The sequence below is a fragment of the Psychroserpens damuponensis genome (genome assembly GCF_000826655.1).
GTDB lineage: Bacteria > Bacteroidota > Bacteroidia > Flavobacteriales > Flavobacteriaceae > Psychroserpens > Psychroserpens damuponensis.
Map to the genome: position 1 here is coordinate 96664 of NZ_JXJO01000009.1, position 22653 is coordinate 119316.

Consider the following 22653-nt stretch of genomic DNA (forward strand, 5'->3'; position numbering starts at 1 on the left):
TATTGTTAATTTTGTTGTAACCTCAAAATTGAAAAATTTGAAAATCTCAAGAGAAATTAAAGCAGCAGTACTCGTTCTTTCGGGTTTATTGTTAATGTACTTTTTAATCAATTATCTTGGCGGAAAAAATCTATTTAGCTCTGATGACACCTATTTTACAGAGTTTGATTACAACGCCTTAACCAAAGCTTCACCTGTAACAGTAAAAGGGAATGATGTTGGTAAAATTCAAAATATCATTTATGATTTTAATACAGGAAAAACACGAGTTTCTTTTACTGTAGATGATCAATTAGATTTTTCTAAACAATCTAAAGTGAGATTGTATAAAACCGGATTAATGGGTGGAAATGCATTAGCCATTGTTGTAAGTAACGAAGGAGAAAGAGCAAAACCCGGTGATTTTATAGCGTCTGAAGTTGAAGAAGACCTCGTTTCTAGTCTTACCAATAGTTTTTCTGATATTAGCGGTAATCTAGACGCGACACTATCCTCTGCAGATTCTTTATTGATCAACCTTAACGGTTTAGTAATAGATGAATCTGATAGCGGAATTAAAAGTGCCATCGCAGAGTTAAATGAAACCATGAAATCTTTTAAATCGGTGTCTTATTCTGTAAATGCTTTAGTTAAAAATAATGATGAAAAATTAAGTTCAATACTCAGTAATTTTGATTCAATATCACAAGATTTAGCCGTTATTACAGGAGATTTAAAAGATGTGAAACTTTCTGAAACCGTTGCTAGTCTTGATAATACACTGGCAACCGTTAATAATTTAATGACAAGTATAGAAAATGGAGAAGGTTCTATAGGTAAACTTTTAAAAGATGAAGGTTTATACCAAAACCTAGAGGGAGCAGCATTGCAAATGGAGCAATTACTAGAAGACATGAAATTAAATCCTAAACGTTATGTACATTTTTCTATCTTCGGAAAAAAACCTAAACGTTACGATGCCGACGGCAACGAAATTGAAGATAAAGACTAATAAATCAATCATATATGGGTATTCTACCACAAATTATATTTGCCATAGCGCTTTTCATAGGTCTTGGATATTTTGCTAATAATGTTAGAAAATTAAGACGTAATATTAAACTAGGTCAAGATGTTGATACCAGCGATGATAAGCCTCAACGTTGGAAAAACATGGCTAAAATAGCTTTGGGTCAAAGTAAAATGGTTGTTCGACCAATTGCTGGTTTTTTACATATTATTGTTTATGTAGGGTTTGTTATTATAAATATAGAAGTACTAGAAATCATTATTGATGGACTCATTGGTACACACCGTATTTTTTCTGGAGCAGGAGAAATATATGATATACTAATAGGGACTTTTGAACTCTTAGCGTTTGCAGTTTTGGTTTCAGTTGTCGTATTTTGGATACGACGAAATGTTATAAAACTTAAACGTTTTATGAGCTCAGAAATGAAAGGTTGGCCTAAAAGTGATGGTAATATCATTTTATATTTTGAAGTTGTACTCATGTGTTTATTTTTAACCATGAATGGTGCAGATTTACAATTACAACTCAATGGAGCTGAAGGTTATCACACAGCAGGTTCATTTCCTATAAGCCAATGGTTACTGCCAATTTTTGATGGATTATCAAATGCAACACTTATCATTATTGAAAGAGCAGCATGGTGGATGCATATTTTAGGCATTCTCGCATTTTTAAATTACTTATACTTTTCTAAGCATTTACACATCCTATTAGCTTTTCCTAATACGTTCTACGGAAATTTAAAACCTAAAGGTCAATTTTCTAATCTAGAAGCTGTAACTACCGAAGTTATGATGATGATGGATCCAAACGCAGATCCATTTGCAGCCGCACCAGAAGGCACAGAAGATGAAGTTCCTGCAAAATTTGGAGCTAGTGATGTTCAAGATTTAAGTTGGGTGAATTTATTAAACGCTTATACATGTACAGAGTGCGGACGATGCACTAGCGAATGTCCAGCAAATCAAACAGGTAAAAAGCTATCACCTCGTAAAATTATGATGGATACAAGAGATCGTCTTGTAGAAGTCGGTAAAAATATCGATGCCAATAAAGGTGTGTTTAATGATGATGGGAAACAATTATTAGGCGATTATATTACCAACGAAGAACTTTGGGCTTGTACAAGTTGTAACGCATGTGTTGAAGCTTGTCCTGTAAGTATAGATCCATTAAATATTATCATGCAAATGCGTCAATATTTAGTGATGGAGCAAAGTGCAGCACCTATGGAACTCAATAATATGATGACCAATATTGAAAATAATGGCGCACCTTGGCCTTACAACCAAATGGATCGTTTAAACTGGAAAGACGAAAATTAATGATTGTTTTTCTTCGGAAATATCAACTCCTTTGCCTTATAGTCTTTTTAATAAATTCTATAGCTATAAGCGCACAATCTTATAAAAAAGATTCATTACAAATTAAATCGTATACACTTATAGAATACCGTCAAAACGAAGTTAAAGATGTTAAGCTAATAAAAGTATTATGCGATTATTGTACTGATTTTCAAAAGGAAGCTATAGGTGTTGAAGCCATGAGAAGAGCAAAGTTAGAAAGCTACGATCCAGTAAATAAAATGAAAGAAGGTGACAAAAAACTCGCCATTTACATAAGAATTGCTAAAAAAGATTTTGCAGCAATTATAGAAGAAGATTAACTAAAACAAAATAGTTCTAATTTCCGAAGTAATACATTAAGTATCGCATTTTAGAACATAAAAATATAAGTATGAGCGAATTACTCAAAGTGCCAACAATGGCAGAATTTATGGCAGCTGGTAAACAACCCGAAGTATTATTTTGGGTAGGATGCGCAGGAAGCTTTGATGACAGAGCAAAAAAGATAACCAAAGCATTTGTTAAGTTGTTAAATAAGGCAAACGTAGAATTTACTGTATTAGGAACCGAAGAAAGTTGTACAGGAGATCCTGCTAAACGAGCAGGAAACGAATTCTTGTTTCAAATGCAAGCCGTTACTAATATTGAAGTTATGAATGCTTATGAGGTAAAGAAAATTGTAACCTCTTGTCCGCATTGTTTTAATACCATTAAAAATGAATATCCAGGATTAGGTGGTAATTATGAGGTAATGCATCACACGCAGTTTTTAAAAACGTTATTAGCCGATAATCGTCTAACAATTGAAGGTGGTAAATTTAAAGGAAAACGAATTACTTTTCATGATCCATGTTATTTAGGGCGAGCAAATAATGTTTACGAAGCACCTAGAGATCTTATTAGAAAACTAGATGCTGAGCTAGTCGAAATGAAAAGTTGTAAATCAAGAGGTTTATGCTGTGGAGCAGGAGGAGCACAAATGTTTAAAGATGCCGAACCAGGAAATAAAGAAGTCAATGTAGAACGTACTGAGCAAGCCATAGAGGTAAAACCACAAATTATTGCCGCTGGTTGTCCGTTTTGTAATACCATGATGACCGATGGTGTAAAAAACAAAGAAAAAGAAGGCGATATTGAAGTTATGGACATTGCCGAATTGATTGCTAACGCACAAGACTTATAACTACGATGGCAGAGATAAGTAAAAAACGAGTCATTACAGCTGGTCTCATTGGTGGTACAATTTTTACAATTGTAGTTGCTATATTTGACTATTTTATGGGAAGAGGGTTTTCTTGGCCTAGATTAGCCTTTTACTTTGTATTTGGTTGCTTAATGTATGGGTTTTTAACCTATAGAAATTTTAAAAAACACAATAAAAAATCATGAGAAAAAGACTTACTTTAATTTTCCTGTTGTTAACAATGGGTTTTGCATTCGGACAAGATTTATCAAGAGATGAAGTACTCCAGTTAATTACCGATGATACCTGTACTTGCATTAGTGAAGATACAACCTTATTTACTGAAGGTAAGTCTCTAAACCAAAAGAAAATGGCTTTAGGCTTATGCTTACTTAAAAGTTATAATAGTCACAAGAAAAAATCAAAAGAATTGTCTGACAAAGGGTTAGAAGATTTTGAATCTATAGGAGAAGAAGTTGGTATGTTGATGACAACAACGTGTCTTGAAGATTTCATGGCTCTGTTTTCAGAAGATCAATTAGTCGATTTTATTGAAGAAGATGATGAGTTAAATCGTGAGTTTAATGATGTTCCTCCACCACCTCCAGCACCTCCAACAGAAGCAGATTTAAACATTGAAGGTAAAATAGTCTCATTAAATAACGATGCCATTTCCTATATCGAGCTTGTAGATTCTTATGATAAAAAGCATGTTTTTTTAGTACACGGTCAATTTGTAGGCACAAAACTTTTGAAAAAATCAAACTTAAAAAAAGAGTTTAGAGTGTACTTTAATGAAGATCACTTCTATGATTTAAGCGAAAGTCGTTATGTGAAGAAAAAGGTAATCACTTATATAGAATTAGTAGAAGACTAAGCTCAAATCCATATCATGTTTCTAAATCAACAAATAGAGATTGACACATTACCACAGATCTCTTCTGTTGCGCTTAAGCCTATTTCAAAAAATTACTTAAAAATTATCCTTTTAAATAAAGCTCTTGTTTATGTAATTTGTATTGGGTTAGTTGTATTGGCAGGTAAATTCATCATAGAAAAAGAAGAGTTACCTGATGCCTCTATGTACATCTTTGGATTTGCCTTACTTGTATGTGTATGCAACTTAATATTATCTATTCTAGCCTTTAAAAAGCGAAAGTATGCCATACGTGATAAAGATATTATTTATTCAAAAGGACTACTCGTAAATTCTATCACAACAGTACCTATTTCTAGAATTCAACATATTGAAGAGTCTCGCAGTTGGTTGGCTAGAAAATTAAAACTTTCTACATTAAAAATCTTTACAGCTGGTGAATCTGGTAGTGATTTAAAAATTGATGGTTTACCATTTGAAGAGGCTAAGCAAATAAATGACTTTCTAAGCGCTAAAGTCAATGGAAACCACTAATTTCTCTCAGCCAACAAGACAATCTTCAAAAGGTATTCTCATTATATTTGCCTTTAAAACGTTTCAGTTTTTTAGAAAATTTGGTGTATTTTTTTTAGCATTCGGGTTTTCCATAATGAAAAAGAAATACTTGGGGTTTTTAACACCAACAAATTTAATATTGATACTCCTTTTTGTATTATTTGTTATTCTAATCATAGCTATTCTAAACTATCAAAACTTCAAGTTTCATGTGAGTTTAGATGATTTTCATTTAACACGAGGTATAATTAATAAGGATAATACCATTATTCCGAAGTCAAAAATCCAAAATGTATATCTTAAACAAAACTGGTTACAACAGCTCATCAATGTCGTTTCTGTGAATATAGAAACTGCAGGAGATCAAAAATCAGAAATAGAAATAAGTGCTTTAGACAGGTCAACAGCCTTACAACTTAAATCTGAATTATACAGTGTATCGTCTCAATTACATGATGAAAATCATGAAGTTATTGAGAATAATGTCTTTTTTAAAGCCTCTCCAAAGCGCTTATTGTTAGAAGGTATCTCAAAAAATCATTTAAGAAGTTTTGCAATTATTGCTTCTTTTGTTTTTGGTTTATATTATGAATTTAAAGATTATATCAATAATTTGAGTTTTATTGATCGGCTAGAAGACAGCATTCAAATAAATGAAGGGAGTATTGTTAATGTTTTAATAGCAAATGCAATTCTTGTTTTTATTATCGTTTTGATCTCCATGTTGTTTTCAATTGTCAAAACGTTTATAGTAAATTTTAATCTACAGGTTATAGAAAACAAAAAAACAATTGAGATTAATAAAGGTTTATTTAATAAAGTATCATTGAGCTTAACGCCAAGTAGAATTCAAAATATTGTAGTAACTACAAATCGAATTAAGCACTATTTCGGACTCCATACGCTCTCAGTAAAGCAAGCTATGGTTAATGCAAAGCAAAGAAAAAACTTTGAAATCATCGCCTTAGAAAAACATCAATTAGACCATTTACTAGGAAAATTATTAGTCAATTATGACAGTGAAATAGAGGCCTCAAAGCCAAAACCATATTACAAACGCATTTTAGCTTATAAAATGATATTTTTAATCTCAATTATAAATATACCTGGTTTTCTTATCTTCGGAAATAGGATGTGGTACATCAATATTGCTTTAATTGTATTGGCTGTTCTATATATTATTAAAACATATAGTAAATCGTATTATAAAATAGATGATGAATTTATCACCATAGGAAGCGGATTTATTGACACTACAACCAATATTCTAGAAATTCATAAAATTCAAGCCGTAAAACTAAAGCAATCCATGTTTCAGAAACGAATAGAAATTTCATCTGTATACATTTATACAGCGTCTAAGGTTTTGAAAATCCCTTATGTTTTAGAACAGGAGGCAAGATCTATTTATGATTATTTATTATTTAAGGTAGAATCTCAAGATAAGGATTGGATGTAAAATTGTATTTTTGTTTATAGAAAAAAAGAAGAATTATGTTAGTTGATTTTAATACACTCCCAGAAGAATCACGCGTTTGGATCTACCAAGCCAATAGATCATTTTCTGAGGTAGAACTTTTAGAAATAAAAGAAAAACTAGATATCTTTATTGAAAATTGGACCGCTCATGGAAGCGACTTGCAATCTGGATATACAATTGAATATAAAAGGTTTATAGTTATTGCTTTAAACCAAAATTTAAATATGGCTACAGGGTGTAGTATTGACGCTTCAGTACATTTTATTCAACAATTAGAAAAAGATTATAATGTTGATTTAATGGATAAAATGAATGTTTCATACAAGCAAGGAGAATTTGTAGCTCATAAAACATTAATTGATTTTAAGAAAATGGCTAAAGACAAAGCGGTTTCAAAAAATACAATTGTGTTCAATAATATGGTCAATAATATAGCTGAGTTTAAAGAAAATTGGGAAGTTCCAGCTAGCGAAAGTTGGCACGGAAGATTTTTAAAATAATGTATTGAAAATACGTATTAATGAATAGGAATAAAGAGGCTGTTTTAAAAGAATTGGAAGAAAACATCATGTCTAATGAGATTTTTTTATTCAATATTTCGGGACAGGATAAACCTGGTTTAACATCAAGCTTAACAAGCGTTTTAGCACAATATGATGCTAAAATTTTAGATATTGGTCAAGCAAATATTCATGATACGTTGTCTTTAGGGATAATGTTTGAGGTACAATCTGGTGAGAACTCGGCATCTGTTTTAAAAGAATTATTATTTAAGGCTTATGAGTTAGGAATTACCGCAAAGTTTAGTCCAATTACTTCCGAAAACTATGAAAGTTGGGTAAGTCAACAAGGTAAAGATAAATACATAATTACCATATTAGGTGAAAAACTTTCAGCCGAGCAAATTTCCGAAGTAACCAAAGTTATTTCAGAAATCAACTTAAACATTGATGCTATTAAAAGGCTTACTGGTCGTATTTCATTAACAAACACTGATGATTATCCGCGTTCATCCATTCAATTATCGGTTAGAGGTAAAATTATTTGTAAAGAAGAGGTGACTAAAAAATTCATGCAAATATCTAGAGATTTGGATGTAGATATTGCATTTCAAGAAGATAATATTTACCGAAGAAATAGGCGCTTAGTGTGTTTTGATATGGATTCTACGCTTATACAAGCCGAAGTTATTGATAAACTTGCTGAATTGGCTGGTGTTGGTGATGAAGTTAAAGCCATTACAGAGTCGGCAATGCAAGGTGAAATTGATTTTAACGAGAGTTTTAAGCGACGTATGAAATTGCTTAAAGGTTTACGTGAAGACGTTTTAGAGGAGGTTGCCGTTAATTTACCCATTACAAAAGGTGCAAAACGATTGATTGACACTTTAAAAAGTTACGGTTTTAAAACAGCAATTTTGTCTGGAGGATTCACCTATTTTGGACATTATCTACAAAAAAAATTAGGTATGGATTATGTCTATGCTAACCAATTAGAAATAAAAGATGGAGTACTAACAGGAGGATATTTGGGTGACATTGTAGATGGAAATAAAAAAGCCGAATATCTTAAAGACATAGCTAAAAATGAAGGTATTCATATAAGTCAAACCATTGCTGTTGGTGATGGTGCTAATGATTTGCCAATGCTTAATTTAGCAGGACTAGGGATTGCATTTCATGCCAAGCCAAAAGTAAAAGATAATGCACAAAGTTCTATTTCTAGTGTTGGGTTAGATGGTGTATTGTATTTATTAGGTTATCACGATAGACATATTGATTTGTTAAAATAACAAGAGAAATGGATATCATAGCACAATTAAAACGTCATGAAAAAGAGCAATTAAAAAATTGGATTAATGCTGATGAAAAAGTATCAAGACGTTTTGCTAAAGATATTGTCAAATTTGCCAATGAAAATCCAGATGCTATTAAAAATTATTGTGTCAATACACTACCTAGAGAATTCTCAAGCTTAAGTATCGTTTATGAGGCATTGTCTGAGTTTTCGGTAGCTTTCAATCAATTTTTATTAGATGAAATTAAACGTGTTATTGTATTAGCACAGACAAAACAAATTAAGCCAGAATATATTGAGGTTCTTGAAGATATAGAAACTGAAGACATCTATTCTAAAGATGAAACTATTTATATTGAAATTATTAATGTCATAACCTCTGCACTTCATATTAGTAATGAAGAACAGTTGAATTTGCAGCTTTTGAATTTGCTAGATTGGTTTTTAATAGAATATGATGAGGATGATGACATTGCCGAAGTAAGTAGTTGGATTAATCGTATGAAGCATATTGCTGAAAACGCAACACAATTAGAGGTTAGAGAAGAGGCTAAAGATGCATTAGAAAATCTTGACGAAAATCTCACGTTTAATGATAATGCTGCGACGCTAGAATCACCATCATTTTTTGATAAGATTAGTCGATTTTTTAAGTTATAGTTAAAAGGCAATTTTTTTTGTTTACAAACTTCTTTATAAATCTATCATAAAGTCTTTTATTCTTCATCTCAAAAATACTATTTTGGCATAGTTTTTAGTTCTGTATAAGAACAACCCTCAAAGACCTTTATTTTATGCGATATATATTGTCCTTTATTTTTTGCCTTACCCTTATACCAAACGTGATTGCTCAAGATGCGAGTCATCCTTTAGCGCATAAAAATTATGAAGCGCAACAAAAATGGGTAGATAGTGTGTACAGTAAAATGTCTATCGAGGAAAAAGTGGGACAACTCTTTATGGTTAGAGCGTTTTCTGATGCTAAAAAATCTAATCAAACCGCTGTAGCCAATCTCATTAATAGATATCATATTGGAGGATTAATATTTTCTACTGGTGGACCTGTAGCTCAAGCGAAACAGAATAATTTATACCAAGCTATTTCTAAAACACCTTTGTTAATAGGTATGGATGCAGAATGGGGTTTAAGTATGCGTTTAGATTCTACATACGCTTTTCCTTGGAATATGACTTTAGGTGCTATAAGTGATAATGCATTAGTTGAACGAACAGGATATCATATTGGTGAACATTGCAAACGTATTGGTGTGCATTTTAATTTTGCTCCAGTTGTAGATATTAATACAAATCCTAAAAATCCAATTATTGGTAATCGCTCTTTTGGAGAAGATCGAGATAACGTCACAGAAAAAGGACTAGCATTCATGAAAGGTATGCAAGATGCAGGCGTATTAGCCAATGCTAAGCATTTTCCTGGACATGGTGATACAGATAGCGATTCTCATAAAACTTTACCAACGATCAACTTTAATGAAAAACGTATAGATTCTATAGAATTATATCCTTATCGTGAGTTGATTAAAAAAGGCTTGTCTAGTGTCATGGTAGCGCATTTAAATGTGCCGAGTTTAGAGCCTCGTGATGGCTTTCCTTCATCATTATCAAAACATATTGTTACAGATATCTTAAAAGATAGCTTAGGATTTAAAGGACTTATTTTTACTGATGCTCTAGAAATGAAAGGGGTTTCAAATTATAGTACGCCTGGCGAGATAGATTTAGCAGCTTTAAAAGCGGGAAATGACGTGTTGCTCATTTCCGAAGATGTACCAAAAGCAATTGCGAAAATTATTGAAGCCTATAATAACAAAGAAATTACCGAAGAACGTCTAGCGCACTCTGTAAAGAAAATATTAATGGCAAAATTTAAAGTAGGTTTAGATCATTATGAACCTATTGGTACTTCAACCTTAGTAGAAGATTTAAATCGTTTAAAGGATGACGTCTTGTATGAAGAATTAATGGAAGCTTCAACAACTGTTCTAAAAAACAAAGAACATGTTTTACCTCTACGGAATTTAGAAACTAAGAAAATTGCTTACGTAGAATTAGGCGATAGCTCAGGATCTACATTTTATAATGAGCTTAAAAAGTATGCCAAAGTTCATAGAGTGCAAGCTAATAGATTAGATGAACTTATTACCAAACTTCAAAATTATAATACGGTTATTGTTGGGTTTCATAAAAAGAATGATAATCCGTGGCAAGGTTATAAGTTTAAAGATAAAGAGCTAGTATGGTTGTATGAAATTGCTAGAACTAATACAGTAATACTTGATGTTTTTGCGAGACCATATGCGATGATTGATTTGTCTACCACAGAGAATATTGAAGGTATCATAATGAGTTATCAAAATAGTGATATTGCCCAACAAATATCTGCGCAAACTATTTTTGGAGGTGTTGCTGCTAAAGGAACCATTCCTGTGTCTTTAGGTGAGCATTTTAAAGTTGGTGATGGTATAAAATATACCGCAATGCAATCACTTAGCTATGGTTTACCAGAACGCGTTGGGATGAGTTCAAAAAAACTAGAACGTTTAGATTCTATTGCGCAATATGCTGTTGATCAAAAAATGACACCTGGTATTCAATTATTAGTTGCGCGTAAAGGAAAAGTGATTTACAATAAAAATTTTGGAAAGCATACCTATGATGGTAAAGAAAAAGTAACATTTGAAGATATGTATGATGTGGCTTCTCTCACTAAAATTTTAGCAACACTTCCGTTATTAATGGAGCTAGAAGAAAAGAAAGCTTTGTCTTTAAACACAAAATTATCTCAAATACTACCTGAATATTTAAATACAAATAAAAAGAATGTGACTATAAAGCAAATGTTATCACATTATGCACGATTGCGACCTTGGGTTCCATTTTATGTAGCAACTTTAGATTCTGCCACGAGAAAACCAGATCCAAAATATTACAGACGCACAGCAACGCCAAAATTTAATATTAAAGTGGCTGAACAAATGTATTTACGATCAGACTATCCAGACTCTATTCAAAAAATAATAAGAGAAACCGATTTACTTTCAACGCAACGCTATCGTTACAGTGATTTGCCTTATTACATTTTAAAAAAATATATCGAAGGGTATTACAAAAAGCCATTAGATGAGTTGGTGCAAGAACATTTTTACAAGTCGTTAGGTGCTAATTATACAACGTATAATCCGTCGCCAAAGTTTTCAGACCGCAATTTGATCCCTACAGAAGTAGATGATTATTATAGATATAAAGAAGTACGTGGTTATGTTCACGATATGGGAGCTGCAATGCAGAACGGAGTAGGAGGACATGCAGGTGTTTTTAGTAATGCAAATGATGTGGCTAAAATTATGCAAATGTATTTGCAAAAAGGGTTCTATGGTGGTAAACGATATTTAAAACCAGAAACCATAGATAAATTTAATACCACATATTATAAGCATAAAAATGTAAGGCGAGGCATTGGTTTCGACAAACCACAATTAGGAGAAGAAGGTCCAACATGTGGTTGTTTGTCTATGAAGAGTTTTGGGCATTCTGGATTTACAGGAACCTATGCTTGGGCAGATCCTGATGAAGAATTAGTGTATATCTTTTTAGCGAATAGAACCTATCCTAAAGCAGGTAAAAATAGATTGCTAAAAGAAAACATTAGAACAGAAATACAACGATTAATTTACGAAGCCATTATTGTTGAAGATGATAATGAAACGATAGTAAGCCAAAGTAATTAAGTTTATAATCTAGAAAATAGTATAAAGACAATGCGAATAGGAATAGTATGTTACCCAACCTTTGGAGGAAGTGGAGTTGTAGCCACAGAGTTAGGATTAGAACTTTCCAAGCGAGGTCACGAAATACATTTTATAACCTATAGTCAACCAGTTCGTTTAGAATTGTTGAGTCATAATGTACATTATCATGAAGTTAATGTTCCAGAATATCCGCTGTTTTTATATCAACCGTATGAGTTAGCATTATCTAGTAAATTGGTAGATATGGTAAAGCTTCATAAAATTGAAATTTTACATGTGCACTACGCTATTCCTCATGCATATGCAGCTTATATGGCTAAAAAAATGTTGCAAGAAGAAGGAATCTATGTGCCTATAGTAACCACACTTCATGGTACAGATATTACGCTTGTTGGTAGTCATCCATTTTATAAACCTGCAGTAACATTTAGCATTAATAAATCAGATGCTGTAACATCTGTGTCTCAAAGTTTAAAGGAAGACACGTTGCGCTTATTTGAAATTAAAAAAGACATTCATGTCGTGCCTAACTTTATAGATTTAGTGAAGTATGCACCTAAATTTACAGATTGCCAACGAGCAATGATGGCTACAGATGACGAGAAAATAATTACGCATATTTCTAATTTTAGAGAGGTAAAGCAAATACCTGATGTGATTAAAATATTTCATAAAATCCAAAAAGAAATTCCCGCTAAACTAATGATGGTTGGTGAAGGCCCAGAACGAGAACCAGCAGAACGTTTATGTGAAAAGTTAGGTATAAGTGATAAGGTTGTTTTCTTCGGAAATAGTAATGAAATAGACAAAATACTCTGTTTTAGTGATTTATTTCTATTACCATCCTTAACCGAGAGTTTTGGATTATCAGCTTTAGAAGCTATGGCATCTGGAGTGCCAGTAATATCAAGTAATACAGGAGGTATACCAGAAGTAAATGAACATGGCGTTTCGGGCTATTTAAGTGAAATAAATGATGTAGATGATATGTCTAAAAATGCACTCAAAATATTAAAAGATCCTAATCTTTTAGATGCGTTTAAAAAGAATGCAAAAGTGGTTGCTAATAAATTTGGAATACTTGAAGTTGTACCTCAATATGAAGCCATTTATGAAGACACTTTAAAACAGTGTATGGTACTTTAAATTAGATATAACAAATTACCTATACCAACAACACCTGTTAAGCACCCAATAATAAAATTCAATTTTGTAGCTATATACGTTAATTTATGTTCTATCCTGCTCGCTATAGTTGCATATAAAGCATAAATGGTGAATGAACCAATAGTGGATCCTATAGAAAAGTAGAAGCTATTAAGTAATGTGTATTCAAAGTAGTCTAAACCAATTAAAAAAGATATTGTCGTAAAGTAAAAGGGAATAGCGAATGTGTTTAACAATGACATGCCTATACCATGTAAATATGCTCTAGACTTTTTTATATCTACCTTTTTTTGATGTTGTTTTTTTGTAAAGTGTAATCTAAAAAAGTTGATAGATAAAAGAATTAAAATGCCAGTTCCAATTTTTTGAATGATGGTTATATATTCTGAGTTTTTCATTAAAACACTAGATAAATAAGCGCCAATATTAGCTTGAAAAAATAATACAGTTGCAAAACCTCCAATTAAATAGTAAGCCGATTTCCGACCACTCTTTAAACTAAATTTTACAACCGTTAAATTTAAAAAACTAGGACTAAGGCTACCAGTGGCAGCAATTGCAAATCCTAAAATAATACAAGTAAGTATAATCATATAAATGTTTTGAGTAAGGTAAGTTTAAAAGTCCATGATCCAATCATCGATATCTTTGTCGTCGCTACCATGTAATACAGATATATCTCCAGTTGACTCAAAAATAACCGCTTTAACTTCAGATAGTTGTATAACGTTAGCCTCTCTAAGTTTTGCTTTAAGATCAGATTCGGTAACATGACATCGTTGTAAGCTGCCTTCTATTATTTTACCATCCTTCATGAGTAACGTTGGTTTGTTATCCATTATTTGTTCTACCCATTTAAGTCGTCTAGCAAAGGCAACACTTATTTGTATCACATAAATACTTAATAAACCAATAATACCTTGTTGTAAAGACACAGATTTAGACACAATAACAGTAGCGATAATAGACCCTATGGCTACGGTTATAGCAAAATCAAAACTAGACATTTTGGAGAAACTACGTTTTCCGCTTATTCGCGTCATGATCACTAGCGCAATGTAAATGCCTATAGCTGTTAGTATAATGGCAATTAAACTTTCCGAAGATATTGAAAACCACTCTTTCATAATTTTAGATTTTGTTAGGGTTCTAAAATAGGGAATAGAATAACTGCATACAATTATCCAAACTGATACGGTTAATAGTATTAGCAATAGAATTAATATTTGTTGTATTTTATCATGATTTTTGAACAAACGCAAAACACATGGCAATTTTAGGAAGCATAATCAAAGGGATTATAAATTTAAAGGATACGTTTACTTCGGAAACTTCTCCTGTAGAAAATCAGCAAAACACATTAAAATTATTGCTAGACACAGCAAAAGACACACAGTTTGGAAAGTATTATAATTTTAAATCTATTTTAGAATCTGATGATATTGAAAACAGCTTTGCAGAATTAATTCCTTATTTCGATTACAATAAAATGAATGATGATTGGTGGCATAAACTTCATGAAGATGAGCATGATGTTACTTGGCCTGGAAATCCGTCATATTTTGCATTAAGTTCTGGTACAACGGGTAAAACGAGTAAACGTATTCCTGTTACAAATGATATGATTGAAGCGATTAGACAATCTGGTATCAAACAAGTGTTTGCCCTTAATAATTTTGATTTGCCTGCCGATTTTTTTGAAAAAGAAATCATGATGTTGGGAAGTTCAACAGATTTAGACGAAAAAGATGATCATCTCGAAGGCGAGATTAGTGGTATTAGTGCAAGTAGAATTCCGTCATGGTTTAGAAGCTATTACAAACCAGGCGAAGAGATTGCTAAAATTGATGATTGGGACGATCGTGTGCAACGTATTGCTGAGCGCGCAAAAGATTGGGATATTGGAGCACTAAGTGGTATTCCATCTTGGATAGAGCTTATGCTTCAAAAAGTTATTACCTATCATAAACTTGATAATATTCATGATATTTGGCCTAACTTACAAGTATATACCTCAGGTGGAGTAGCTTTTGGCCCTTATAAAAAAAGCTTTCAAGCTTTATTGGGCAAACCGGTGACTGTTATAGATACATATTTAGCCAGCGAAGGTTATATAGCGACACAAGTGCGTCCAGAAACCGACGCTATGCAGTTAAATACAGATACTGGTATCTATTTTGAATTTGTTCCATTTAAACCAGAATATATTAATGAAGATGGATCATTAACTAATGATGCTCCTGCGTTAACTTTAAACGAGGTTGAATTAGATCAAGATTATGCTTTAATCATAAGTACAGTTAGTGGAGCTTGGCGCTATTTAATTGGTGATACCATCGAATTTACCGATATCGAACGTGCAGAAATTAAGATTACTGGTCGTACAAAATTCTTCTTAAATACTGTTGGTTCTCAATTGTCGGTAAATAAAATGGATGCTGCAATGCGCGAATTAGAAGAGAAATTTGATACTACAATACCAGAATACACCATTTGCGCTAAACGAGGTGATGATGGCGAGTTTTATCATTTTTGGTATTTAGGCACTGAGCTAGATCAAAAACATCAAGACGCGGTAGCTAAGGCATTAGATCACAGTTTGCAAAATGCAAATAAAAATTATAAAGTGGCTAGAGGTAAAGCATTGCATGGTGTAGTTGTGCATTTAATTGCTCCAGATAAATTCTATGATTGGAATGCTAAGAATAAGAAAAAAGGCGGACAAGTAAAAATGGAACGGGTCATGGGAGAGGACAAATTTAACGATTGGGAAGCTTTTGTAAGCTAGCGTTAGTCTTTAATTAAAAGGCTATCTCTAGTTTGAACAAGCTCCATGATTTCCTCGGGAGATAGATAGTATTTTTTTATTCTATTTTTATAGGTTTCTGTAATATCAGCATGATTTAAAATAAAATCTTTGGTTTTTAATATGTAATCTTCCATGCCATGAGATACAGCAAAACCATCGGCTGCACGCTCGGCTTCAATAATATGATTGTCTGATAATAAGTATTTAATCCCAAACCATATTAAATTAAGCTTATTTCGGTCTTGATAATCCATAATATGTCCTAATTCATGGCCAATCCAACCCGTAAAAATATCAAAAGGGATATCTCTAGTTCTAAATGTTGTATCTGAAATTTTGAACGTTTCACTAATTAAAATAACATACTTACGATTTTTTTTACTTCGGAAAAAACTGCCAAACCTAGGTCGAGCTTGCATTGTTGATTTTTTAATAGTCTTCTTAAACCTAAACTCAATATGTATAGTCTCTAATTGCGGATAGTAAGCTAAGGCTGTATTCACTTGTTTAGTTATAGAATCTGGTATAATATGTTGTGCACTCATAAAGGAACTTATAGTTAGAATTAAAACGTGTAAGATTAATTTCATTACGCCTAAGTTTAGGTATTTCTTCATGTAAAGATTGCAATTTTTAAAGTAATTATTAACGCATTTGAAAAACGATGTTGTTTCAAACATATGTTTAAAAATAATTAGTATTATGTTTGAAAAATTACGATCTTTATCGTTTAAATTAATTCTACTCATGTCTTTTCAACGTACACAGGAAAAATTAAAAATTCTAGCAGATGCAGCCAAGTATGATGTATCATGCTCGTCTAGTGGAAGTAATAGAACGAACAAAAACAAAGGTTTGGGAGATTCTACCGGAATGGGTATTTGTCATTCTTACACTGAGGACGGTCGTTGTGTCTCTTTACTAAAAATTTTACTTACCAATCATTGTATTTTTGATTGCGCGTATTGTGTAACTAGAAAAAGTAATGATATAAAACGTGCCGCTTTTAAAGTTCAAGAAGTGGTGGATCTCACCATCAATTTTTATAGACGTAATTATATTGAAGGCTTGTTTTTAAGTTCGGGAATATTTAAAAATGCAGATTATACCATGGAAAGGCTCGTTTCCGTAGCAAAAAAATTAAGGTTAGAAGAAAACTTTAATGGCTACATTCATTTAAAATCAATCCCTGGAGCGTCAGATGAATTAATGAGAGAAGCAGGTTTGTATGCAGATAGGTTGAGTGTGAATATAGAAATACCCACTGAGGCAGGTTTAAAAAAATTAGCACCAGATAAAAATAGAGCAGATTTTATAAAGCCTATGGTTAAGGTGAAAAATGAAATTATACAGTATAAAGCTGAAAAGAAACTTATTAAAAGCACACCAAAATATGCGCCTGCAGGTCAAAGCACACAAATGATAATTGGTGCTAGTGACGAAAATGATTTTCAAATAATGCAAACGTCTAATCATTTTTATAAATCATATAATCTAAAACGTGTTTACTATTCTGGCTATGTCCCAATAAGCTATGACAATCGTTTACCTCAAATTGGGAGCGCAGTACCTATGCTTAGAGAAAATAGATTATATCAAACCGATTGGCTCATGCGTTTTTATGGTTTTGATGTTAGTGAAATATTAAATGCACAACATCAGCATTTAGATTTAGATATTGATCCTAAATTGAGTTGGGCTTTGAGAAACCTTCATGAATTCCCTGTAGATGTCAATACTGCAGATAAACGAATGTTGGCAAGAATACCAGGTTTAGGTATGAAATCGGTGTATAAAATTTTAAACGCGAGACGTTTTAGACGTTTAAATTGGGAGCATCTTAAAAAAATAGGTATTGCTTTAAATAGAGCACAGTATTTTATGGTTTGTGAGAGTAATCAATTTGAACGACGAGATCTTTCTGCAGAAAAAATAAAAGGGTTAATACTGCAAAATTCTACGAGCAAATACACCAAGACCTTAAGTAACCAATTGAGCTTATTTGGATAGATGCAAGATAAAACACTTATTTACGACGGCACTTTTGATGGGTTTCTAAGCGCAGTTTTTTATGTGTTTGAGCACAAACTTACACATGTAAGCATTGAACATGAGTGTACAGCACAAAGTGGTTTGTTTGCTGAAACGATCTCAATTATAACTGAAGAGAACAAAGCAAACCGCGTATACAAAGGTCTTAAAACAAAACTATCTTCATCTCATACACACCAAATGTATTATGCTTTTTTAAGCGAACAGATAGGTGTTGAAAACTTATTATTAGACTACATAAAATATGTGTTTTCTAATACCGTTAGCGTTGGTAAAGATTATTCACATGCATCGGTTTTAAAGGTTGCTCAAATTGCAAAAATGGTAGGTAGAGAAAAACACCGCATGGAAGCTTTTGTGCGATTTAGATTAACCAAAGACTCTATTTATTTTGCAAGCATAGAGCCCGATTTTAATGTTTTACCTCTCATTTCAAAACATTTTAGAAAACGGTATGCAGATCAAAAATGGATGATTTATGATATAAAACGTCATTATGGTTTGTATTATGATTTAGAACATGTTGAAATCGTTAATATGGAATTTCCTAAATTATTTGATTTTACAAAAACAGACTCCTCTTTTTTTGCTGAGCAAGAATTTGAATTTCAACAATTATGGAAAGATTATTTTAAAAGTACAAACATCGCTTCTAGAAAAAATATGAAGCTTCATATTAGGCATGTACCAAAACGCTATTGGAAATATTTAAGTGAAAAACAACCAGATTAATTTAATCTAACTGCGCTACGTAAGCTTGTGCCCAATTTTTTATTCTGGGTCCAAAACATTCTAAAATAGCATCGACTCCAATTACACTCCCTTTAGCTAATCGTCCTAAAACAGCAATATGAGTTTTAATATCATTTTGGTTAGACTTTACTATGGCATTTTTAGTGGTTTCTATACCAAGTTTAGTATGTATAGGTTCTAGCAAATCTGCAGCTAATAAATGAGTAATGACAGGAGCATTGACATCTAATAATTGTGGAGCGTCTAAAACCGAGTTAATCATTACAGTAGCTATGTCATGGTTGCCTTTTAAGTTTGTAAACTGCCATCCAAATTTGGTGTTTTTAATGTTTGGGTCGCTTAAATACGCAAAGGAAATGATCTTGGCATCTACTAAAGCGAGCAATTGTTGCATGCTTTCAATAGGTGGACCGTATGAATAGCATTTAGTACTTTCATCTAATGCTATAACGTGGTTAATTATGTTATCACTTAAATTGGCATATGAAAAAGCACTATATAACGTTGGTTGACAATGCCTCCAAACTTGACCGATACAAAAGTCTAAACTTGCAGCTTGTTCACCTAATGCCATAGCGATGTAATTAGTTATAAGTTGATAAATATCAATTGTTTTATCTTGAATTAATTCATGATTATAATCTTGGTTTTGTAGCCAGATTTGAACAATAGATTCTATGTGAATTCTATCTAAATGATGAGCTCTTGCCTTAGTTGCCAAATCATGATAAACTCGAGCGACAATTTTAGAAAACGGTTTAATGATAAACTCTAATGAATTGGTGCTTTTATCGGTTTGAGCATATGCTTCTATATTAGATTTAAATTGTAAAATTTCTAACGCTGTTGGTTTGTACCAAAGATCAATCTCTTCATTCAATGGTTTTGGGATTACTGGTAAGCCATCTAATGAAAATGGAATTACTGTTAAGTTTTGTGGTTCGGTTTTATAGTAAATACATTCAAAAGTTGAAGGATTTGTAGTTTTAAAATTTCCGAAGTTATTAATCACCAAAGCACGCATCACATCAAGCATGGCCAAACCAAAGCCTCTAATACCTATTGTGATATCTCTGCAGTTTTTGAGATCGTTAAATTGTGCCATAGGATAAGGCGACTCAAATACTTTAAAGCGATCATTACTTAGTGCATGAATTTGCCATGATTTTAGTTGCTTTGCTACGTTTGTAGGTTGATGACCAATGGTTAGCAATAGGTCATCGCATTTAAAGGTATTTGTTTTTGTATGTAGTAATAATTTGGTTTTTTTATACTCTATATTTATAATTTTTAAAGGATGTAAATTAAAATTTGAGCTTAATTTCAAGGCTTCGTGCAATGATATAAACCTTTGATTGAGGTAGGTTCCAATTTTATGTCTTGGCGGAAATTTATCTGGTTCTAGCTCAGTTTGCTCAAAGTTTGACCAATCGTGATACGAAGGAAACGAAGGAATCTCAAGATCTAAAAATTGGATTACAGGTCTTCGTTTGAGATCTTTTAAAGCACGTTCTGTGATATTGATCCAGTTAGAATCGGCCTGGTCTAAATCCCAAACAGGTCCTGCGCCAGGATATTTTGAGGGTTCAAAACCTATAATGTTTAGGGTTTTATTGGCGTTTTCTAGTTTTGTTAAAACTGTTTCTAAAGCGAATAATCCTCTAGGTCCAAGTCCTATGATAGCTAGTGTTTTCAATAGTAGAATATTAGTTATGGCTAAATTAACTCGAAATATTTGTAATAATTAACTGTAATGCCATATAAAATAACACAATCATTTACCACCAAACTAAAAAACATTTAAAAAGGTCTCCTAAGTCATTTTTCATCCAATATAAAGGGGATTGCTTTTGGTTTAAAAATGTTTGACTTTCGCTTCGGAAATTTGAAAACTCCAACCAATCAACCGTTGCATGAGGTTCTAAAAACCAATCTAGTTTTGAAGGTATATAAAATTGATAATGTTTGAAAACTTCCAACTGTGATGTCTTGATGAAAAAACCGCAAACACAATGTTTGTTTATTAATTTAAAAGTGAGGTGTTCTTGATAGGGTATAAACAATTGTGCTTTAAATAGCACCTGCTGTTTAAAATTATAGTTTGCAAGTGCTAATTGTTTTAAAGTGAGTTGGCAATCGTCGGTATAGAGGAGAGGCAATTGCTTGTGTTGTAATTTATTGAGTTTGTCTACCAAACTATCTTTTCGGTTTGGTCCAATCCAACGGTCAATTTCATGTGGTCCTGCAGTAGCATCGTACACATAAAATTTGTAAACGATTTCTAAGTGTATAGCCTTTTCATTTACTAATAGTAGTGTGTCTAATTCTCCTAAGGTTCGTTTGTTTTTTTGGATTTGAATATTCTCGGCAAGTATGTTGGTAGACTCAGCAGTGTCTAGTTGGTTGAATACAAATTGTTCGGCAAGCTGACCCAAACGGAGTTGTTTGTCCAATTTCCGAAGAAAAACAGAATCAAAAGTGCTAGATAATTCAAATTGTTGGAGATTGTTGATGGCTGCATTTTTCCAAAGTAATTGCGTTTTACAGTAGGCTTGGTATAGAGATTGAAGATGCTGCGGACTAATATTCATATAAAATCGAAATTACGAATAAGTTTTGATTTTTAATTCTGAAAACATAAGTAATAACAATACCTTTGTGGTTAATAATAATTGATTATGGATACGACATTTTTTGACCTAGGAATCTCTAAAAACCTCATCAAAGGTTTAAAGGAACTCCATATAAAAACACCAACCCAAATACAAGAAAAAGCAATACCTGTATTGTTAAAAAATAATACCGATTTTATAGGGTTAGCACAAACAGGAACTGGAAAAACAGCTGCTTTTGGATTACCAATTTTACAGAATATTGATCCTAAGAAAAACCACGTACAAGCGTTAATATTAGCACCAACAAGAGAATTGGTTCAACAAATTCAAAAGCAACTTTTTAAGTTTACAAAGTACAGCGATCACAAAATTTTTGCAGAAGGTGTGTATGGTGGAGAAAAAATGGATATACAATTAAAACGTTTGCAACGCACCACACATATTATTGTTGCAACACCTGGTCGTTTGTTAGATTTTATTGAACGAGGTGAAGTTAATATTAAAACTATTAATACACTGGTGATGGATGAGGCAGATGAGATGTTAAGTATGGGTTTTAAACAAGATTTAAACAAAATTTTGGCTTTCACGAAAGGGTCTAGACATACTTGGTTATTTTCTGCAACAATGCCAGAGGAGATTCAAAGTATGGTAAAAACATATATGTCACCTAATGCAGTTCGTGTAGAAATAGATAAAAATAGTTTGGTAAATGCCAATATAAGCCATCACTATATTGTAACGTCTATTAAAGAAAAAGCCAATGTGATTACAAGGTTGTTAGATAAATATGACGATGATCGTGGGATTATTTTTTGCAGAACCAAAGCGGGAACCGTACAATTGACAGAGACGTTGAAAGCCGAAGGGTTTTCGGTAGATGCACTTCAAGGAGATATGCAACAAAAAGAACGTGACAAAGTAATGCGTGCGTTTAAAAATGGCTCACTTCAATATTTAATTTCTACAGATGTATCGGCTCGAGGTATTGATGTTAATAATCTCGCTTTTATCATTCATCATCAATTACCAGATCAATTAGAATATTACACGCATAGAAGTGGTAGAACCGCAAGAGCAGGAAAAACAGGAGCATCTATTGCACTTATTATCTCTGGAGAAGAGCAGGACATACAAAAAATGCAAAAGGATTTAGACATAAAGTTTAAGCAAATGACATTTTAAAATAATTTTATAAAAAAGGGTGTTTGTATTCATTTAAATAGAGTACTTTCGC

The 22653-nt window shown here is 32.4% G+C and carries 22 protein-coding genes; 17 read left to right on the forward strand and 5 right to left on the reverse strand.

Annotated elements, in window-relative coordinates; genetic code table 11:
- Positions 1 to 37: 37 nt before the first annotated feature.
- The 13 genes from TD29_RS04160 to bshA all read left to right on the forward strand — a co-directional run bounded on the left by TD29_RS04160 (position 38) and on the right by bshA (position 13166).
- Entirely contained in the window at positions 38 to 991 is a 954-nt protein-coding gene (locus tag TD29_RS04160; RefSeq protein ID WP_040279106.1) for an MlaD family protein, read from the forward strand.
- 14 nt (positions 992 to 1005) lie between these two features.
- Positions 1006 to 2337, forward strand: coding sequence for a 4Fe-4S dicluster domain-containing protein (locus tag TD29_RS04165; RefSeq protein WP_040279108.1), 1332 nt, complete (start codon positions 1006 to 1008; stop codon positions 2335 to 2337).
- On the forward strand, positions 2337 to 2678 hold the full coding sequence (locus tag TD29_RS04170; RefSeq protein WP_241485203.1) for a hypothetical protein: 342 nt from the start codon (positions 2337 to 2339) through the stop codon (positions 2676 to 2678). Before TD29_RS04165 ends, TD29_RS04170 begins: the two co-directional genes overlap by 1 nt.
- A 71-nt stretch (positions 2679 to 2749) precedes the next feature.
- On the forward strand, positions 2750 to 3541 hold the full coding sequence (locus TD29_RS04175; protein ID WP_040279109.1) for a (Fe-S)-binding protein: 792 nt from the start codon (positions 2750 to 2752) through the stop codon (positions 3539 to 3541).
- 5 nt (positions 3542 to 3546) lie between these two features.
- Complete coding sequence (locus TD29_RS04180) at positions 3547 to 3747, forward strand: hypothetical protein (protein ID WP_040279111.1); 201 nt, start codon at positions 3547 to 3549, stop codon at positions 3745 to 3747.
- The gene (locus TD29_RS04185; protein ID WP_152611460.1) at positions 3744 to 4418 is read left to right on the forward strand and encodes a hypothetical protein; all 675 of its coding nucleotides are present in this window, start codon (positions 3744 to 3746) and stop codon (positions 4416 to 4418) included. Before TD29_RS04180 ends, TD29_RS04185 begins: the two co-directional genes overlap by 4 nt.
- A 15-nt stretch (positions 4419 to 4433) precedes the next feature.
- Positions 4434 to 4952, forward strand: coding sequence for a PH domain-containing protein (locus TD29_RS04190; RefSeq protein WP_040279113.1), 519 nt, complete (start codon positions 4434 to 4436; stop codon positions 4950 to 4952).
- Positions 4939 to 6432 (forward strand): PH domain-containing protein, encoded by a 1494-nt coding sequence (locus tag TD29_RS04195; protein ID WP_040279114.1) that lies wholly within the window; start codon positions 4939 to 4941, stop codon positions 6430 to 6432. The genes TD29_RS04190 and TD29_RS04195 overlap by 14 nt, the downstream gene beginning before the upstream one ends.
- Before the next feature lie 35 nt (positions 6433 to 6467).
- Positions 6468 to 6953 carry a hypothetical protein gene (locus tag TD29_RS04200; protein WP_040279115.1) on the forward strand — a complete coding sequence of 162 codons (486 nt, stop codon included), beginning with the start codon at positions 6468 to 6470 and terminating at the stop codon, positions 6951 to 6953.
- Between the two features lie 68 nt (positions 6954 to 7021).
- Positions 7022 to 8245: a phosphoserine phosphatase SerB gene (gene serB / locus TD29_RS04205; protein ID WP_040279160.1), complete on the forward strand. Its 1224-nt coding sequence runs from the start codon at positions 7022 to 7024 to the stop codon at positions 8243 to 8245.
- An 8-nt stretch (positions 8246 to 8253) separates the two neighbouring features.
- Positions 8254 to 8910: a hypothetical protein gene (locus TD29_RS04210; RefSeq protein WP_040279117.1), complete on the forward strand. Its 657-nt coding sequence runs from the start codon at positions 8254 to 8256 to the stop codon at positions 8908 to 8910.
- Between the two features lie 134 nt (positions 8911 to 9044).
- Positions 9045 to 11999, forward strand: coding sequence for a glycoside hydrolase family 3 N-terminal domain-containing protein (locus TD29_RS04215; RefSeq protein ID WP_040279118.1), 2955 nt, complete (start codon positions 9045 to 9047; stop codon positions 11997 to 11999).
- A gap of 30 nt (positions 12000 to 12029) precedes the next feature.
- Positions 12030 to 13166 (forward strand): N-acetyl-alpha-D-glucosaminyl L-malate synthase BshA, encoded by a 1137-nt coding sequence (gene bshA, locus TD29_RS04220; protein WP_040279120.1) that lies wholly within the window; start codon positions 12030 to 12032, stop codon positions 13164 to 13166.
- Here the strand turns inward: bshA and TD29_RS04225 are convergent.
- Positions 13163 to 13780, reverse strand: a complete 618-nt coding sequence (locus TD29_RS04225; protein WP_040279123.1) for a LysE family translocator — start codon at positions 13778 to 13780, stop codon at positions 13163 to 13165. The genes bshA and TD29_RS04225 overlap by 4 nt on opposite strands.
- Positions 13781 to 13804: 24 nt before the next feature.
- Positions 13805 to 14314 carry a DUF421 domain-containing protein gene (locus TD29_RS04230; protein WP_040279124.1) on the reverse strand — a complete coding sequence of 170 codons (510 nt, stop codon included), beginning with the start codon at positions 14312 to 14314 and terminating at the stop codon, positions 13805 to 13807.
- A gap of 140 nt (positions 14315 to 14454) precedes the next feature.
- Between TD29_RS04230 and TD29_RS04235 the strand changes: the two genes are divergently transcribed.
- Entirely contained in the window at positions 14455 to 15975 is a 1521-nt protein-coding gene (locus tag TD29_RS04235) for a GH3 family domain-containing protein (protein WP_040279126.1), read from the forward strand.
- A gap of 2 nt (positions 15976 to 15977) precedes the next feature.
- Here the strand turns inward: TD29_RS04235 and TD29_RS04240 are convergent, their stop codons facing one another.
- Entirely contained in the window at positions 15978 to 16586 is a 609-nt protein-coding gene (locus TD29_RS04240; protein WP_040279161.1) for a hypothetical protein, read from the reverse strand.
- 157 nt (positions 16587 to 16743) lie between these two features.
- Here TD29_RS04240 and TD29_RS04245 point away from each other — a divergent pair, with 157 nt between their 5' ends.
- Positions 16744 to 18006 carry a putative DNA modification/repair radical SAM protein gene (locus TD29_RS04245; RefSeq protein ID WP_040279163.1) on the forward strand — a complete coding sequence of 421 codons (1263 nt, stop codon included), beginning with the start codon at positions 16744 to 16746 and terminating at the stop codon, positions 18004 to 18006.
- The gene (locus tag TD29_RS04250) at positions 18007 to 18780 is read left to right on the forward strand and encodes a TIGR03915 family putative DNA repair protein (protein WP_040279128.1); all 774 of its coding nucleotides are present in this window, start codon (positions 18007 to 18009) and stop codon (positions 18778 to 18780) included.
- A 1-nt stretch (position 18781) separates the two neighbouring features.
- Here the strand turns inward: TD29_RS04250 and TD29_RS04255 are convergent, their stop codons facing one another.
- Positions 18782 to 20497: an FAD/NAD(P)-binding protein gene (locus tag TD29_RS04255; RefSeq protein WP_052466972.1), complete on the reverse strand. Its 1716-nt coding sequence runs from the start codon at positions 20495 to 20497 to the stop codon at positions 18782 to 18784.
- 82 nt (positions 20498 to 20579) lie between these two features.
- Complete coding sequence (locus tag TD29_RS04260) at positions 20580 to 21392, reverse strand: DUF1853 family protein (protein WP_040279131.1); 813 nt, start codon at positions 21390 to 21392, stop codon at positions 20580 to 20582.
- Between the two features lie 87 nt (positions 21393 to 21479).
- Here TD29_RS04260 and TD29_RS04265 point away from each other — a divergent pair, with 87 nt between their 5' ends.
- On the forward strand, positions 21480 to 22601 hold the full coding sequence (locus tag TD29_RS04265; RefSeq protein ID WP_040279132.1) for a DEAD/DEAH box helicase: 1122 nt from the start codon (positions 21480 to 21482) through the stop codon (positions 22599 to 22601).
- Positions 22602 to 22653 lie beyond the last annotated feature (52 nt).